Below are 16,321 nucleotides of genomic sequence, written 5' to 3' on the forward strand. Positions count from 1 at the left end.
CCCCCGCAGCGGGCCGCGCCCGCCGATGTCACTACCGCCTGTCACAATGCTCACGGCGGACCAATGAACAGCGGAGCGTGAGCGTGACGACATCCATTGAAGACCGGATCGCCGGGGAACTCGGTGTGCGGGAGCGGCAGGTGAGGGCCGCGGTCGAGCTGCTGGACGGCGGCTCGACCGTGCCGTTCATCGCGCGCTACCGCAAGGAAGCGACCGAGATGCTCGACGACGCCCAGCTGCGCACCCTGGAGGAGCGGCTGCGCTATCTGCGGGAGCTGGAGCAGCGGCGCACCGCGATCCTGGAATCCGTACGGGAACAGGGCAAGCTCGACGACGCCCTGGAGGCGCGGATCCGGGCCGCCGACACCAAGGCGCGCCTGGAGGACATCTACCTGCCGTTCAAGCCCAAGCGGCGGACCAAGGCGCAGATCGCCCGTGAGGCCGGTCTGGAGCCGCTCGCCGAGGGGCTGCTGAGCGACCCGTCGGTGGAACCGCGGGCGGCGGCGGCCCCGTTCGTGGACGCGGACCGGGGGGTGGCGGACGCGGCGGCCGCGCTGGAGGGCGCCCGCGCCATCCTCACCGAGCGGTTCTCCGAGGACGCGGACCTCATCGGGGAGCTGCGCGAGCGAATGTGGGCCCGGGGGCGGCTCGCCGCGAAGGTACGCGCGGGCAAGGAGGAGGCGGGCGCCAAGTTCGCCGACTACTTCGACTTCGCCGAGTCCTTCTCCCGGTTGCCCTCGCACCGGGTCCTCGCCATGTTCCGCGGCGAGAAGGAGGATGTCCTCGACCTGGTCATGGAGCCGGAGGAGCCCTCGCAGGCACCACAACCCCCCGGCCCGAGCGCTTACGAGGCGATGGTCGCGCGCCGCTTCGGCGTCGCCGACCGGGGCCGGCCGGGCGACACCTGGCTCGTGGACACCGTCCGGTGGGCGTGGCGGACCAGGATCCTGGTGCATCTCGGTATCGACCTGCGGCTGCGGCTGCGGACCGCAGCCGAGGACGAGGCGGTGCGGGTCTTCGCCTCGAACCTGCGGGACCTGCTGCTGGCCGCGCCCGCCGGGACACGGGCCACGCTCGGCCTGGACCCCGGCTTCCGTACGGGTGTGAAGGTCGCCGTGGTCGACGCCACCGGCAAGGTCGTCGCCACCGACACGATCCACCCGCACGTCCCGGCGAACAGGTGGGACGAGTCGCTGGCCAGGCTGGCCCGGCTCGCGAAGGACCACGCCGTCGAGCTGATCGCCATCGGCAACGGCACGGCGTCCCGGGAGACCGACAAGCTCGCCGGTGAGCTGTGCGCCCAGCACCCCGAGCTGAAGCTGACGAAGGTGATGGTCTCCGAGGCGGGCGCCTCGGTGTACTCGGCCTCCGCGTTCGCCTCGCAGGAGCTGCCCGAGCTGGACGTGTCGATCCGGGGCGCCGTCTCCATCGCCCGCCGGCTCCAGGACCCGCTGGCCGAGCTGGTCAAGATCGATCCCAAGTCCATCGGCGTCGGCCAGTACCAGCACGACCTGTCCGAGGTGAAGCTCTCCCGCTCCCTGGACACCGTGGTGGAGGACTGTGTGAACGGCGTCGGCGTCGACGTCAACACCGCTTCCGCGCCGCTGCTCTCGCGCGTCTCAGGCATCGGCGCCGGGCTCGCGGAGAACATCGTCGCGCACCGCGACGCCAACGGCCCCTTCCGGTCGCGGCGCGCGCTCAAGGACGTGGCCAGGCTCGGTCCCAAGGCGTACGAGCAGTGCGCGGGCTTCCTCCGGATCCGTGAGGGCGACGATCCGCTGGACGCCTCGTCCGTGCACCCGGAGGCGTATCCGGTCGTCCGGTCGATGGTGAAGACCACCGGCGGCGGGGTCGCGTCCCTGATCGGGAACGCCTCGGTGCTGCGCTCCCTGAAGCCCGGCGACTTCGTCAACGACTCCTTCGGTCTGCCGACCGTCACGGACATCCTGCGCGAGCTGGAGAAGCCGGGGCGGGACCCGCGCCCGGCCTTCAGGACGGCCACGTTCAAGGACGGCGTCGAGAAGATCGGTGATCTGGCCTCCGGGATGGTGCTGGAGGGGGTCGTGACGAATGTCGCCGCCTTCGGCGCGTTCGTGGACATCGGGGTGCACCAGGACGGGCTGGTCCATGTCTCCGCGATGTCCAGGAACTTCGTCAAGGACCCGCGCGAGGTGGTGAAGCCGGGCGACGTGGTCCGGGTGAAGGTCATGGACGTCGACATCCCGCGCAAGCGGATCTCGCTGACCCTGCGGCTGGACGACGAGGCGTCCGCGGCGAAGCCCGAGCGGGAGCGTTCGGGCGGCGGCCGGCCGCCGCAGCCGCGTCAGGGCGGTGGCGGGCGCGGCGCCGGTCGAGGTGGCGGCGGTGGCGGGGGCGGTGGCCGCCAGGGTGCCCCGGCCCCGGCGAACAGCGCCATGGCGGACGCGCTGCGCCGGGCGGGGCTGACGGACCCGGGACGGGGCGGCAAGCGCTGACGGGGCGCGGGGCGGAGGACGTCACGAGGGCCTCCGCCCCGCGCGGGCCTTGAGAGGTCCCGCGCCCCGCGACCGTGTACTCCCCGCGACCGCGCCTACGCCCCGCTCGCCGCGCCTACTCCTCGGTCACCGCGCCGTCCGCCACCACCAGACGTCGCGTGGTGCGGACCGCGTGGAGCATACGGCGGTCGTGGGTGACCAGCAGCAGCGTGCCGTCGTACGAGTCGAGCGCCGACTCCAGCTGTTCGATGGCGGGCAGGTCGAGATGGTTCGTCGGCTCGTCCAGGACCAGGAGATTGACGCCCCGCCCCTGGAGCAGCGCCAGCGCCGCGCGGGTCCGTTCGCCCGGGGAGAGGGTCGTCGCGGGGCGGGTCAGATGGTCCGACTTCAGGCCGAACTTGGCGAGCAGCGTGCGGATCTCGGCGGGTTCGGTGTCGGGGACGGCGGGGCGGAAGGCGTCGAGCAGGCTCTGCGGCCCGTGAAAGAGCGCGCGTGCCTGGTCGACCTCGCCGACGACCACACCGGAGCCCAGCGTCGCGTGCCCGGCGTCCAGCGGGAGACGGCCGAGCAGCGCGGCCAGCAGGGTGGACTTCCCGGCGCCGTTGGAGCCGGTGATGGCGACCCGGTCGGTCCGGTCGATCTGGAGCGTGACGGGGCCGAAGCGGAAGTCGCCGCGGGTCACTTCGGCGCCGTTCAGGGTCGCGACAACGGCGCCGGAGCGGTCGGCGGAGGCGATCTCCATCCGCAGCTCCCACTCCTTGCGCGGTTCAGCGACGACATCGAGGCGTTCGATCAGCCGCTGCGTCTGCCGTGCCTTCGCCGCCTGCTTCTCGGTGGACTCCGTGCGGAGGTTCCGGCCGATCTTGTCGTTGTCGGTGGCCTTGCGCCGGGCGTTCTTGACGCCCTTCTCCATCCAGGAGCGCTGGGTGTGCGCCCGTGACTCCAGCGCGGACTTCTTGTCCGCGTACTCCTCGAACTCTTCCCGTGCGTGGCGCCGCGCGGTCTCGCGCTCCTCCAGATACGCCTCGTAACCGCCCCCGTAGAGGGTGATCTTCTGCTGGACCAGGTCGAGTTCGAGGACCTTGGTCACCGTGCGCACCAGGAACTCGCGGTCGTGGCTGACGACGACCGTCCCGGCCCGCAGACCGGTCACGAACTTCTCCAGGCGCTCCAGACCGTCGAGGTCGAGATCGTTGGTGGGCTCGTCCAGCAGGAAGACGTCGTAACGGGAGAGGAGCAGCGAGGCGAGGCCGGCGCGGGCCGCCTGGCCGCCGGAGAGTGTGGTCATGGGCTGGTCGAGACCGACGGTCAGACCGAGCGAGGCGGCGATCTCCTCGGCCCGTTCGTCCAGGTCGGCGCCGCCGAGGGCGAGCCAGCGCTCCAGACCCGCCGCGTAGGCGTCGTCCGCGCCGGGCGCGCCGTCCACGAGCGCCTGGGTGGCCTCGTCCAGTGCGCTCTGCGCGGCGGTCACGCCGGTACGGCGGCCGAGGAAGTCCCGTACGGTCTCCCCCGCGCGGCGCTCGGGCTCCTGGGGCAGGTGGCCGACGGCGGCGGTGGGCGGCGAGAGCCGCAGCTGCCCGTCCTCGGGTGTGTCGAGCCCGGCCAGCAGCCGGAGCAGGGTGGACTTTCCGGCGCCGTTGGCGCCCACGAGTCCGATCACATCGCCGGGCGCGACGACCAGGTCGAGCCCGGCGAAGAGTGAACGGTCGCCGTGTCCTGCGGCGAGATCCTTGGCTACGAGCGTGGCAGTCATCAGACCGTCGATCCTAACGGCCGCTGCCGGGGCTCAGAGTCGGTGGACCTTGCGGAGCGTCCGGGCGTAGAGGCCGTCGCCGTCGAGGACGGACGGACCGCCGAGGTCGGCGGCGGTGGGGCCGTCGGGGGTCTTGCGGCTGGAGAGGAACCTGCGCCGTCCGTCGTGGTCGGTGCCCAGATAGATGCCCACATGGTCGATCTCACCGGCGTCGGACTCGTCGGCGTCGAAGAACAGCAGGTCACCGACGCGGAGCCCCGGTGCGGCCGGGGGCGCGGCGGCCGACTGGGCCACGGTGACGCCGGGGGCGTGCAGGGACTGGTGGTGCGAGCGGCGGGGCAGGGCGGTACGGGTCGGGTCGTCGCCCTTGGCCAGCGGGACGCCCGCGTGGTGTCCGTACACCATCCGGACGTAGCCGGAGCAGTCCAGCTTGTCGCGCCAGATGTCCGAGTCGGCCGGGCTGCTGCCGCCCACCGGGAACGTCCACGGCAGCCCCATGCACTCGTGGAAGTCGGCGCCCTCGGCGGGGACGCCGGCGGTCGACAGCGGCCCGTAGCCCACTTCGCCGAGCACCCGCGCTCCGCCGAGCGCGGCGGACCGTACCTCGGGCGCTCCCTGCACGAACATGAAGGCGTACGCGAGGACATCGGGCGCGGTGGATCCCGCCCAGCCGCGCACGGTCCGCTCGATGTCGTCGGTCCAGGTGCCGTCGAAGGGTTCCGGCAGGACGCGTATCCAGTCCCGGTGGGTGACGGAGGGCGGGGCCGTCCAGCCGGCCCGGCGGACCTGGAAGCGGGTGACGCGCAGGCGTACGGGCAGGCCGGTGGCCCTGGTGGAGGCGAGCGCCCGGACGCCCACCCGCCCCTGGGGGAACGCCGCGTCGCTCGTGGCGACCGTCCAGGTGGTGGGTTCGGTCCTGGCGGTCTGCCAGGCGCGGGCCTTGATGCCGTCACCGGTGCGGCACACCCGGATCGCCCAGGGGCTGTCGCCGGAGGGGCTCGGCAGGGCCACGGCGGGGGCCAGCAGGGTGACGGTGTCGGCCTGTTCGCGTTCGACCCGCAGCTCGGCGGTGCCGGAGGTGGAGAGGACGAGGCGGGCCCGGTAGTGGTTCCTGGTGTCCTGGTAGCCGAAGGACAGCGCGAAGGAGAGGGCCGCACCGGTCGGGGCGCGGTCGAAGGAGCCGTCGGCGCGGACGTCGACGTCGCCGATCGCGTCGTCCCTGAGCGTGGCGTGCCGGCTGAGGTTCGCACTGCTCAGCACGGTGACCCCGGCGCCGCCCTGCACCGCGTAGTCAGTGGCGGCGCCGTTCACGTGGGACCAGGAGCCGCCGCCGGGCGCGGCGCCCCAGTCGGTGGGTCTCTGCCGGGCGAAGAGGTCCGTGAACGGCTTCTTGTTCTCCACGAACGTGCGCTCCGGGCCGGTCAGCCGTACCGTGCGCGCCCCGGTGGTGAGCACGGCGACCTCGGCGTCACCGTCGCGTACGGACAACCCGGCGGGCGGGCCCGGCAGCGGTACGGCGGTCAGGGGGCCCAGGCTCAGCGACGCGAAGGCGGAGGCGTCGCGCGCGGCGACGGTGATCCCGGTGGCGGAACCGGCGGGCGCGGCGGCCACCGCCTCACTGGGTGCCGCGGCGGTGGGGGCGTTCACGGGCGCCTGGGCGTAAGCCCGCTGACGGGAGGTCAGGAGAGGGAGCGCGGCGGCGGCCCCGAACGCGGCGACGACTCCGCGCCGGGAGGGGCCGCTCGAGCGGGAGGGAACGGAAGGGAGTGACATGGCGCCATGATCACACTCCGCCCGCGCCCCATCACGGGCGCGCGGCGCGACGGGCCCGGCCCCGGATGCCCGGAGCGTGCTGAGCTGCCGTCCTGGACGATCCGCAGAAGCCGCACGGCTGGCGATCCGTGGTGATCAGGCGACCCCGGATTCCGTATTCGTACGCGTCCTGGACCTCGCCGCCGCACCTCTCGGTGGCGCACGGAGCGGACACGGTCAGGATGTGATTGGTGTGGCTCGGCGCGGGCGGCAGATCGCAGAAGAGGCAGGGAAAGAGCGTCTTGCCGTCCTCGTTCTCCACATAGGAGATGGCCTCGGCGGCCTTGCAGTGGGGACAGATGAGCGCCATGTCGTCCTCTCTCGGGTGAGGGGCCGAAGTCTCGCGCTCTCAGCGCGTTTCGTGTGTGGTTCCGCCCTCTTTCCACTCAGTTGGGTGGAAGTTCCCCCCTGCCGGCCGACAGGCCGGGCGTGACGGGCCGGGGACGGCGACATGGCGCCATGATCACTTCCGGGTATCGGCCGCGGAATGGGCCTGGCCTCCGGTTTCCGCTACGGTCCGGGCATGAGCGGCGGTAAGAGCGATGTGATCGTGGTCGGCGGCGGAGTCATCGGACTGACAACGGCGTTGGTTCTCGCGGAGGGCGGCCATCGTGTCGCGTTGTGGACCCGTGATCCGGTCGGGCGGACCACTTCGGCGGTGGCGGGGGCGCTTTTCTGGCCGTACCACATCGAACCCGCCCACCGGGTGGGCGGCTGGCTGGAGGAGTCGCTGCGCCACTACGAGCAGTTGGCGCGGTATCCGGACAGGACCGGAGTGCGGATGGTCGCCGGGCTGATGGCGGACACTCCGCTGGACGGTCTGGGCGCCTGGGCCACCAAGGTGCGCGGCCTGCGCGAGGCGCGGGCCGACGAGTTGCCCGAGGGATTCGGCCAAGCGCTGCGGGCCACCGTGCCGTTGATCGACATGCCCGTGCACCTGCGGTATCTCAAGGCGCGGTTGCGCGCGACGGGCGGCACGGTCGAGCGGCGCACGGTCACGGACCTCGCCGAACCGGCGGCCCTGGCGCCCGTGGTGATGGACTGCTCCGGGCTCGGCGCCCGCGAGCTGGCGTCGGACGCGTCGGTGCGGCCGGTTCGCGGGCAGGTGGTGATCGTGGAGAACCCGGGGATCGAGGAGTGGTTCGTGGGAACGCCGCCGGGTTCCGCCCAGACCACCTATGTGATGCCGCAGCCGTACGGGGTGCTGCTCGGCGGCACCACGACCGAGCACTCCTGGAACCTGGGCCCCGACACGGCCGAGGCGGACGCGATCGTCGCGCGCTGTGTCAGGGTCCGTCCCGAGCTGGCGGGGGCGCGGGTGCTGGAGCACCGGGTGGGACTGCGGCCGGCGCGGCCCGAGGTACGGCTGGAGGCGGCGCCGCTGCCGGGCGGCGGCCGGCTGGTGCACAACTACGGTCACGGCGGGGCGGGTGTCACCGTGGCCTGGGGATGTGCGCGGGAGGCCGCCGCGCTGGCGACGGGTCAGCTCCCGCCCGGGGCCCGCTGAGCCCTCCCGGTCCCGCGCCGGGGGGTCGCGACCGCCCTGTTCCGCCGGTCCGGGCCTGCCGGACGTCCCCGGGACCTGTCTTCGAACTCCCGTCCGCCCCTCGGGCGACGACGGGAGTTCGAAGACACGCCCTAGCAGATCACCGGCTTCCCCTCCGTCAGGTGGTACTCCGCCCGCCCGTCGAGCAGCAGCGCCGCCAAGGCGCGCTGCGACTGGCGCAGCGGCACGTACGCGCCCTTGCCGGAGGGCAGGGACAGGACGCCGTGCAGGGCGAGTTCGTCCTTGACGTCCGCGTACTGGGCGGCGTCGAGCCGGTAGCCGCACGGCGGGTTCTGGATGATCCGGTCGGGGGCGGCGGGATCGTTGTCCGCGCCGCCGAGGTAGATCGGTCCGCGGTCCTTGAGACCGGCCAGCCGGGCGGTCGCCGTCGCGGCGGCGATCCGGGTCCCGCGCTCGCCGGCGAAGGTGAACAGACCCTTGAGCGCGTCGAGTTGGCTGGTCACGCGGCGCCTGTTGTTGACCGCCTCGTCGGCCTTCTCCTCCTCGGTCAGCGGATCGACGCGGCTCTCGATGAGCAGCCCGAGCGCGTGCTTGACGCCCGAGGCGTTGCGCAGGATGCGTTCCTGGCCGTCGCCCGCGGTCTGCCGGATCGGGTCGCCGGTGACCGGGTCGGTCCATATCCCGTAGGTGCCGGTGGAGTGTCCGCCGGTCCCCGCGGCCGGGCGTACGTAGCGCTCGGAGAGGGTGCGCGACTCGTCGTGGACACGGGTGTCGGTGTTGAGGTTGCGCGGCCAGAGGTCGAAGAGGTCCTTGTCGTAGTAGCGCGGGGTGGCGCCGTACTCGTGCAGGTCGTAGATGACGTCGGGGCGCCGGTCGCGGATGACGGCGGCCATGGCGCGGGCCTCGGCCGTCCTCAGCTCGATGTGGTCGCGGTTGATGTCGACGCCGTCGAAGTTGCCGCGGGTGTCGGCGGCGCGGCCGTCCGGGTTGGCGGTGGGCAGGACGAGGACGTTCGTACGGGCCAGGAACCGCTTCGTGGCGCCGTCCTCGGCGTAGGCGAGGTCGCGGACGGTGCTCAGGCACGCCTCGCGGCCGGAGGGCTCGTTGCCGTGCTGGCTGCACACGAGCAGCACGGTGACGGGCGCGTGCCGGGCGCCGAGATCCACGAGCCGGAGCGGGCGGCCCCGCTCGGTGGTGCCGATGGTGGTGAGCGAGGCGGCGCCGTCCCGGGCCACCGCCGAGAGGAGTTCCTGTTCCTGCGGCTGACTGGTCCACCGCGTACCGCCGTTGGCCTCGAAGCCGGTGCGCGGCGGTGCGGGGGCGGCGGCTGCCCGGGCGGGCGCCGTGACGATCGGCGCGATGAGCGCGGCGGCGGTGACCGCCAGGGCGAGGGTGCGGACGCGTGGTGCCGGGCGGAAGGTCATCAGCTGCGGTCTCCCGGAATCGGAGGGGTCGGACGGGGCTCGGTCACGCCGCTCGGACGGGACTCGCCGGACACGCCGGGCCGGGGTACGGGGCCGGTGGTGGCGCGCTGGAACGCGGCGGCGCCGCCGACCAGGGGCAGCTTCGCCGCCGTACGGGCCAGATCGAGGGTGAGGGTGGGGGTCGTGGACGGCGGGTCGATGAGACCGCTGTCGGTGCCGCCGATGATCAGGGCGAGCCGGTGGCCGGCCGGGACGACGTGGTCGCTCGCGGCGAGGTCGATGGTGAGGGTGTACGGGGTGCCGGGGGTGAGCGGACGGCCCTTGTCCGGGTCGGCGTACGTACCGAGGTCGGCCCAGCCCCGGCTGAAGACGGTGTGGGCCACGTCGGTGGTGCGGGCGGCGGTCTCCCGGTAGCAGGAGCTGTCGGCGGTGGTGCTCGGCCCCCAGCAGGTGCGTTCGGTCAGGGTGGTGATGCCTTCGCCGGACGCCCCGTAGTCACGGATCGTGTCGGGTCCGAGGTCGACCAGGACGGCGGTCAGATGGGCGCTGGTGGTGGAGGGGGTGGCGGTGACGGTCACCTTCCCGGAGCCGGACAGCCGCAGGTCGCGGCTGAGCGGCCGGGTGATGAATCCGTTCTTCGCGGGGGTGGACCGGTCGATGGCGGCGGCCCAGTCCTCCTCGCTCTGGCGCCGGTCGTCCGTGAACGTCCCGGTGGTGCCGGGCGCCGCCGGGGTGCGGCCGAGGGTGCCGACGCCGGGGACCGTTCCGGTGCCGGGGCGCAGAGTGGTGGCGGCGGTGGCGCGCGGCGGCCAGACGCGGTCGGTGGACCACTGGTCGGGGGCGCGCTCGATGTCGGCCATGGGTTCGCGCTCGACGCCGTTGTCGTAACCGAGCAGGTAGTGGTCGAACCAGCGGTGCAGGGTGTCGACCCAGGTGGCGCGCCGGAAGTCGAACGGGTCGACGTGGCCGGTCTGGGAGAGCCAGATCTTGCGCTCCACCCCCGCGTCGGCGAGCGCGTCCCACCACTGCCCGAGGTGTTTCGTACGGACGTTGAGGTCCTGCATGCCGTGGACGGCGAAGACGCTGGCCCTGACCTTGTGCGCGTCGGGTACGTAGTCGCGCTCGTCCCACAGCGCCGTCCGGTCGCCGGTGCGCGGCGCGCCCTCGACCAGATCGCGCTGGACGGCCTGGCAGCGGGTGCGGGCCTCGGGGCTCTCCACGTAGTCGGAGAGCCATTCGGGGCCGGAGCTGTAGAGGGGCGCGCCCTGGGCGAAGTAGTAGTCGTACCAGGAGCTGATCGACCCGATCGGCACGATGGTCCTGAGCCCCTCGACGCCGGTGGCGGCGACGCCGTTGGCGATCGTGCCGTCGTAGCTCTTGCCGATCATTCCGGTGGCGCCGGTGGTCCAGTCGGCCCGAGCCCGCTCGCCGCCGGTACGGCTCGCGTAGCCGCGGGCCCGGCCGCCCAGCCAGTCGACGACGGCCTTGGCGGACTGGATGTCGGAGCGTCCGCCGACGTCCACGCACCCGTCGGAGCGGTTGGTCCCGGCCAGGTCGACGGCGACGAAGGCATAGCCGCGCGGGACGAAGTAGTTGTCGTAGTGGAGCGGGAAGCCGAGGGGGTCGCCGTCGGCGTCGTAGGTCTTCTTCTGGCTCTCGTTGCCCCGGCCGCAGCAGGAGTAGTAGGGGCTCGCGTCCATGATGACCGGGATCTTCCGGCCCTGGCGGGCGGGTTCCCGCGGGCGGACGATGTCGACGGCGACGCGGTCGGTCCTGCCGTCGCCGTCGCCGTCCAGGCCGGTGTCCACCCAGACGGACTCGCGGACGGCGTCCTCGTAGGAGTAGACGGGCCGGCTCACCTTCGCCGACGCCTTCGCCGGCACCGTCGCCGACGCCGTCGTCAGCGCCTGGCCCGTGGTCGGTGCCTGGCCCGGCGGTGGCCCCGGGGGCGCGGCCTGTGCTCCCGCGGGGGCGAGCAGCACCCCGCACAGGGTGGCGGACGCCACTGTGACCAGCGCTCTGTACGACCTGCGGGCTGCCCGCGCACGGATCTCCATGGGGCGGAAGCTACCCCGGTCAACTCCCGTTCAAAAGAGGGCAGTCACCGGCCCACCGGGGCCTGGAACGGGCGAAAGTCAGACAAGGGAAGCATGGAAACCGGGCAGGAGGCGGACGGAGGACGGGCAGGGTCAGGGCGCCGGGGACGAGGGGCCCCGGAGCGGCGGTCCCCGCACCGCCGGCCCGCGCGACCTCCTGAGAGCGCTCCCAGACGGGCGGGACGAGCGGTTACGCTGTAGCCGTCCGGCTTTGTCCCGCCGTATCCGCGCCCTACCGGTCCAGCCGGATCCGGTGGGCGGCGAATGCGGCACCACCGCTCGAACCACCCGAACCACCCGAACCGCGTCAACCGCCTCAACCGCCCACGAGGAGCGCACGTCTTGTCCGAGCCGTCCCCCGGGTCCCGTCCCACGCTGGAAGCCGTCGCCACGCGCGCCGGGGTCTCCCGGGCCACGGCCTCCCGGGTCGTCCGAGGCGGCGCGGGGGTGCGCGAGCCGCTGGCCGACAAGGTGCGCAGGGCGGTGGAGGAGCTGGGATACGTACCGAACCACGCGGCCCGCTCCCTGGTGACGCGGCGCACCGGCGCCGTGGCGGTGATCATCGCCGAGCCGGAGATCCGGATCTTCTCCGACCCGTTCTTCTCCCAGCAGATCCGTGGCATCAGCAAGGAACTGACGGCGCACGACACGCAGTTGGTGCTGCTGCTGCTCGAAGGGCCCGGCGACTACGACCGGATCGCCCGCTATCTGGCGGGGGGCCATGTCGACGGCGCGCTCGCCTTCTCCCTGCACACCGACGATCCGATTCCGGCCATCATCCAGCGGGCCGGGATGCCGACGGTCTACGGTGGCCGGCCGAGCGGCCCGACGGCGGACCGGGAGACGGTGTCGTACGTCGACGCCGACAACCGGGGCGGCGCGCGCGAGGCGGTGCGGTATCTGAGCGGTCTGGGCCGGCGGCGGATCGCGCACATCGCCGGTCCGCTGGACCAGACCTCGGCCATCGACCGGCTCGACGGCTACCGCGATGTGCTGCCCGACGGGGACCCGGCGCTGATCGCGGAGGGCGCGTTCACCGCCGAGAGCGGCGCGCTCGCCATGGCGGAGCTGCTGGAGCGGTGCCCGGATCTGGACGCGGTCTTCGCGGGCAACGACCTGATGGCCTCGGGCGCCCTGCGCGTCCTCAAGGAGCACGGCCGCACGGTGCCGGACGAGGTGGCGCTGGTCGGCTTCGACGACGTGGACTCGGTGGTCACGACCACCGACCCGCCGCTCACCACCGTCCAGCAGGACATCGAGGGGCAGGGCCGGCTGATGGCGCGGCTGCTGCTGCGCGGTCTGGACCGGGAGCGCGCGGGGGACGGCCCCCCGTCCTCGGTGATCACCCCGACGACGCTGGTACGGCGGGCCTCGGCCTGAACCGGAGGGCTCGGGCGGGGGCCCGCCGTACGGCGGTGCGCTCCCGTGGTCAGCGGGTCGCGGTCGACCTGGCGGGTACGTCGAGTGTCGTACCGTCCGAGAAGGTGACGGTCCGCGCCACCGGCTCGAAGTTGTGCGCCGTGTAGGTGCGCGTGCCGCCCTTCTCGAAGACGGCCGAGGTCGGGATGGAGCCGGTCACGGTCGCGTCGGGGGCACCGAGCGCGTCCAGGGTGGTGAGCCAGTGGTACGTGTGGGCCTTGGACTCACCCTCCTCGGGGGTGTAGTCGGCGTGTCCCGCGTCCCACTTGGCCTTCGCGGCCGCCGGGTCGGCGAACGACTCGAACTCCCAGAGGATGTCGCGCCATTCGACCGCCGGGCCGCCGTTCTCCCGCTCCATCTCGGCGATGTTGCGCTTGACGGCGTCCTTCTCCCGGCCCAGGTGCAGTGAACCCCCGGTCACGGGAAGGACGTTGATGCCGTGGATCTCCTCGGGGTTGGCGGTCCACCAGGTGGAGTACGCGCCGCCGCTGCCCCACACCATGCCGACGGTCCCGTGGTCGAACCCGGCCGGGAAGACCTCCTGGTCGGCGTCGAACCAGTACTGCGCGATCGCCTCCGACTCGGTGGCGAGCAGGAAACTGCCCAGGTCGCGCAGGTTGTCGTCGCCCGTCGCCGATCCCCACAGCACCAGCGCGGCGCTCAGGTTGACGGACTCGGACGAGGACTCCTGGTTGTTGCCCGCGGCGAAGCCCTGGTGGCCCGAGGCCCAGCTGTGGCCCGCGTAGAGGTCGAAGCCGCGCAGGAAGGGGAACTCCGCGTCGTCGCGGCTGGGGTTGGCCGTGTCGCGCACCAGCGTCCTGACCATGGTGCCCCACGCGGAGTCGGCCGCCCACGCCTGGTCGTACTGGGCGACGATCGCCGCCGCGTACACGTAGTAGCCGTAGTGGAAGTGATGGTCGTTCAGCTCGGCGTCGCTGCCGTACGAGGCCGGGTAGCCGATCAGGGTCTTCCAGTCCTTGTCGTACGAGAACTCGGACGCGCCGCCCGCCGTGAACCACTCCTCCAGCCGGTCCTTGATCAGCCCGAGGAGCTTGTCGCGCGTGGCGCCCTCGCCGATCTGGTCGGCCACCGGCACCAGTTGGGCCAGTCTGCCGAGCGCCTTGCCGGTCCAGTACGTGTCGGTCGCGCCGGAGAACGGATCGGCGGCGCCCGCCACCTCGTCCAGATATCCCTTGAGCCGCGCCCGGTCGACCCCGCTGGACTCCGGCAGCGCGGGCAGCACTCCGGAGGACGCCTGCTCGGTGGTGAAGGACGCGCCCTCGCGCACCTTCATCGTGGAGCGCGGCGAGACGTAGGTGTAGGGGGTGAGCGCGTCGGTGGTGTGCAGCCACTGGTGCCGGTAGAGGGCCTGGAGCGTACCGGTCTCGGTGCCCTCCTGCGGCTCGGTGGTCAGACGGTAGGTCGCCCTGACCGTACCGTCCTCGGTGCTCCAGCTCGCCTCGGATCCGGTGACGAAGCTGAACGCGTACTTCCGGTATGTCGCGAGGGCGTCGGTGGACGGCAGCACGGCGAGCGAGAAGTAGTCGTGGGCGCCGAGTCCGGCCGTCACGGTGGACCCGGAGAGCGACCAGTCGCTGCCGGTGGGCGCGAACAGCGCGTAGTGGTGGCCGGCGACCGTGATGCCGAGGACGTTGCCGTCGTCGGCGAAGACCTCGGGCGCGGCGGCGGTGGTGATCCGGGCGTCCCCGCCCGAGCCCTTGGCGTAGACGAAGGGCAGCCCGTGGCCGATGGTGGTCCGCAGGGTGCGGGTACCGTCCGCCCAGTAGGGGGTGACGGTCCAGTCCGACCAGTCGTCGGCCTTGGTGTCGGGCGAGTTGAGCCCGGTCAGGCCCACGGTGAGATCCGCCTTGTGGGCGTACTCGTACTGACGGCCGTCGCCGACGATCGACGGAGTGGTCGGATAGCCGACCTCCAGACCGCCGGCCGTCGCCTGGTAGGTGAGCGGGTGGCCGTACATCGGGGTCGAGTACGGGTTGTCCCCGTACCGCTGGAAGGCCAGCGACGACCACCAGTCGTTGGTGGGCACCGGCTTGTCCCGGGCCGCCTCGGTCACCTTGGGGGTGACCGGAGTTCCGGTGTTGTTGGTGGGACCCGATGTGCCGGCGGGCCGGGTGTCCGAGTAACTGCCCGCGCCTGCGGGGATCTCGGCCGCCGCCGCGGGGGCGGCGGCGGGGCCCAGGCCGGCGGCGGCGAGGGCGGCGACCAGCACCAGCGCGGACGTGGGTCTGGCTCGGGAGACGGACATGGACGACACCTCAAGGGCATGGGGGGAAAGGGTGTCCGAGAGCGCTCTCAGATGCAAAGAAACGTAAAACTCCTGAAACAGAAGTGTCAATACGCCCGACACAAACGGGAGTTCCCGCCGAGACCCGGCCGTTACGCGTTCGAGTCTTGACGGGACGGGGCAGGCCGGGGCACGCTCCACCCCAGGTTTTGAGAGCGCTCTCAATAGGCTCTCGTCTGCACTTCGAAGCCAAAGGAGGCTTCTCATGCCCATCGCCCGAGCCGCCGGCAGGACCGCGGTCCGCCTGGGTGCGGTCGTGCTCTCCGGGGCGCTGCTCGCCGCGTGTGGATCAGGTTCCTCGGGAGGAACCTCCGACAGCGCGGGCGGCAAGGTCACTGTGACCGTCGACCTCTTCGGATCGTTCGGTTACAAGGAGGCCGGGCTCTACGCCGAGTACCAGAAGCTCCACCCGGAGATCACGATCAAGCAGAGCGACACCGAGGACGAGGCCGACTACTGGAAGTCGCTCCAGACCCGGCTGGCGGGCGGTGGCGGACTGGCCGACGTGCAGGGCGTCGAGGTGGGCCGGATCGCCTCGGTCACCCAGCAGCAGGCCGACAAGTTCGAAGACCTGAAGCAGTACGGCGCCGACGGGCTGAAGGGCCAGTTCGCCGAGGCCAAGTGGTCGGCGGCGACGACCCAGGACGGGCAGGTGCTGGGGCTCGGCACGGATGTCGGCCCGGAGGCCATGTGCTACCGGACGGATCTGTTCAAGGCGGCCGGCCTGCCGACCGACCGGGACGAGCTGGCGAAGAAGTGGTCCACCTGGGACGGCTACCTCGCGCTCGGCAAGGAGTACAAGAAGAAGGCGGCGGCCAAGAGCGCCTGGCTCGACAGCGTCGGCAGCCTCTACGCGATCATGATCGGCCAGGAGAAGGAGCGTTACTACGACGCCTCCGGGAAGCTGATCTACGAGAACAACCCCGCCGTCAAGACGGCGTGGGACGCCTCGGTCGCGGCGGCGGACGCCGGGCTGAGCGCCAAGCTCGACCAGTGGTCGCCGCAGTGGAACCAGGCGTTCGCGGCGGGCTCGTTCGCCACCATGCCGTGCCCGGCCTGGATGCTCAGCTACATCAAGGGCCAGGCGGGCAAGGGCGGTTCCGGCAAGTGGGACATCGCCAAGCTGCCCGGCGGGGCCGGCAACTGGGGCGGCTCGTACCTCTCCGTACCGCGCGCCGCGCAGCACAAGAAGGAGGCGTACGAGCTGATCAAGTGGCTCACCGCCCCCGAGCAGCAGGCGAAGCTCTTCCAGGACCAGGGCATCTTCCCGTCCTCCACGGGGGCCATCGAGAAGGTCGCGGACGCCAAGGACCCGTACTTCTCCGACGCGCCGACGGGCCGGATCTTCGGCGACGCGGCCAAGGAGGCGCCGGTGCAGGTCCTGGGTGTGCACGACCAGAACGTCGCCCAGCAGATCACCAACGCGCTGAGCGAGGTGGAGCGCAAGGGCATCTCGTCCGACAAGGCGTGGTCGAACGCGAAGAAGGGCGTCGACAACGTCATCGGCTGAGCGGCTCGGAGGGGGCCGGTC

General features: G+C 72.3%; 9 protein-coding genes and 1 pseudogene. 4 read left to right on the forward strand and 6 right to left on the reverse strand.

The genetic code is table 11. The annotated features are described in order from the left end of the window. The first annotated feature begins 83 nt into the window (after positions 1 to 83). The gene (locus ACFY6S_RS04095; RefSeq protein ID WP_388822526.1) at positions 84 to 2,474 is read left to right on the forward strand and encodes a Tex family protein; all 2,391 of its coding nucleotides are present in this window, start codon (positions 84 to 86) and stop codon (positions 2,472 to 2,474) included. A 115-nt stretch (positions 2,475 to 2,589) separates the two neighbouring features. Here ACFY6S_RS04095 and ACFY6S_RS04100 read toward each other — a convergent pair whose 3' ends face one another. From ACFY6S_RS04100 to ACFY6S_RS04110, 3 genes are read right to left on the reverse strand one after another with little or no spacing between them, the layout of a single operon-like run. Beyond that, positions 2,590 to 4,227 (reverse strand): ABC-F family ATP-binding cassette domain-containing protein, encoded by a 1,638-nt coding sequence (locus tag ACFY6S_RS04100; protein ID WP_388822528.1) that lies wholly within the window; start codon positions 4,225 to 4,227, stop codon positions 2,590 to 2,592. Between the two features lie 33 nt (positions 4,228 to 4,260). Beyond that, positions 4,261 to 6,000: an NlpC/P60 family protein gene (locus ACFY6S_RS04105; protein WP_388822531.1), complete on the reverse strand. Its 1,740-nt coding sequence runs from the start codon at positions 5,998 to 6,000 to the stop codon at positions 4,261 to 4,263. Between the two features lie 31 nt (positions 6,001 to 6,031). Continuing rightward, positions 6,032 to 6,349, reverse strand: coding sequence for a hypothetical protein (locus tag ACFY6S_RS04110; RefSeq protein ID WP_388822534.1), 318 nt, complete (start codon positions 6,347 to 6,349; stop codon positions 6,032 to 6,034). 213 nt (positions 6,350 to 6,562) lie between these two features. On the opposite strand from ACFY6S_RS04110, the gene ACFY6S_RS04115 reads away from it, so the two are divergent. Then, positions 6,563 to 7,546: an NAD(P)/FAD-dependent oxidoreductase gene (locus tag ACFY6S_RS04115; protein WP_388822537.1), complete on the forward strand. Its 984-nt coding sequence runs from the start codon at positions 6,563 to 6,565 to the stop codon at positions 7,544 to 7,546. A gap of 131 nt (positions 7,547 to 7,677) precedes the next feature. Here the strand turns inward: ACFY6S_RS04115 and ACFY6S_RS04120 are convergent, their stop codons facing one another. Then, entirely contained in the window at positions 7,678 to 8,970 is a 1,293-nt protein-coding gene (locus ACFY6S_RS04120; protein ID WP_388822540.1) for a M14 family metallocarboxypeptidase, read from the reverse strand. Continuing rightward, a complete protein-coding gene (locus ACFY6S_RS04125; protein ID WP_388822543.1) occupies positions 8,970 to 11,027 on the reverse strand; it encodes a Xaa-Pro dipeptidyl-peptidase in 2,058 nt (685 codons plus the stop codon). Before ACFY6S_RS04125 ends, ACFY6S_RS04120 begins: the two co-directional genes overlap by 1 nt. Positions 11,028 to 11,408: 381 nt before the next feature. On the opposite strand from ACFY6S_RS04125, the gene ACFY6S_RS04130 reads away from it, so the two are divergent. Further along, positions 11,409 to 12,446, forward strand: a complete 1,038-nt coding sequence (locus tag ACFY6S_RS04130; RefSeq protein ID WP_388822546.1) for a LacI family DNA-binding transcriptional regulator — start codon at positions 11,409 to 11,411, stop codon at positions 12,444 to 12,446. A gap of 55 nt (positions 12,447 to 12,501) precedes the next feature. On the opposite strand, the pseudogene ACFY6S_RS04135 reads toward ACFY6S_RS04130, so the two are convergent. Then, positions 12,502 to 14,751, reverse strand: a pseudogene (locus tag ACFY6S_RS04135) (glycosyl hydrolase); the annotation flags it as partial. A 244-nt stretch (positions 14,752 to 14,995) separates the two neighbouring features. Between ACFY6S_RS04135 and ACFY6S_RS04140 the strand changes: the two are divergent. Beyond that, a complete protein-coding gene (locus tag ACFY6S_RS04140) occupies positions 14,996 to 16,300 on the forward strand; it encodes an ABC transporter substrate-binding protein (RefSeq protein ID WP_388822550.1) in 1,305 nt (434 codons plus the stop codon). Positions 16,301 to 16,321: the final 21 nt, after the last annotated feature.

It is taken from the genome of Streptomyces sp. NPDC012835 (assembly GCF_042900885.1).
Classification (GTDB): domain Bacteria; phylum Actinomycetota; class Actinomycetes; order Streptomycetales; family Streptomycetaceae; genus Streptomyces.

Excerpts from the sequence above, each read along its gene's own strand:
- ACFY6S_RS04100 (WP_388822528.1), bottom strand. The coding sequence starts at position 4,227 with ATGACTGCCACGCTCGTAGCCAAGGATCTCGCCGCAGGACACGGCGAC.
- ACFY6S_RS04105 (WP_388822531.1), bottom strand. The coding sequence starts at position 6,000 with ATGTCACTCCCTTCCGTTCCCTCCCGCTCGAGCGGCCCCTCCCGGCGC.
- ACFY6S_RS04110 (WP_388822534.1), bottom strand. The coding sequence starts at position 6,349 with ATGGCGCTCATCTGTCCCCACTGCAAGGCCGCCGAGGCCATCTCCTAT.
- ACFY6S_RS04115 (WP_388822537.1), top strand. The coding sequence starts at position 6,563 with ATGAGCGGCGGTAAGAGCGATGTGATCGTGGTCGGCGGCGGAGTCATC.
- ACFY6S_RS04120 (WP_388822540.1), bottom strand. The coding sequence starts at position 8,970 with ATGACCTTCCGCCCGGCACCACGCGTCCGCACCCTCGCCCTGGCGGTC.
- ACFY6S_RS04125 (WP_388822543.1), bottom strand. The coding sequence starts at position 11,027 with ATGGAGATCCGTGCGCGGGCAGCCCGCAGGTCGTACAGAGCGCTGGTC.
- ACFY6S_RS04140 (WP_388822550.1), top strand. The coding sequence starts at position 14,996 with ATGCCCATCGCCCGAGCCGCCGGCAGGACCGCGGTCCGCCTGGGTGCG.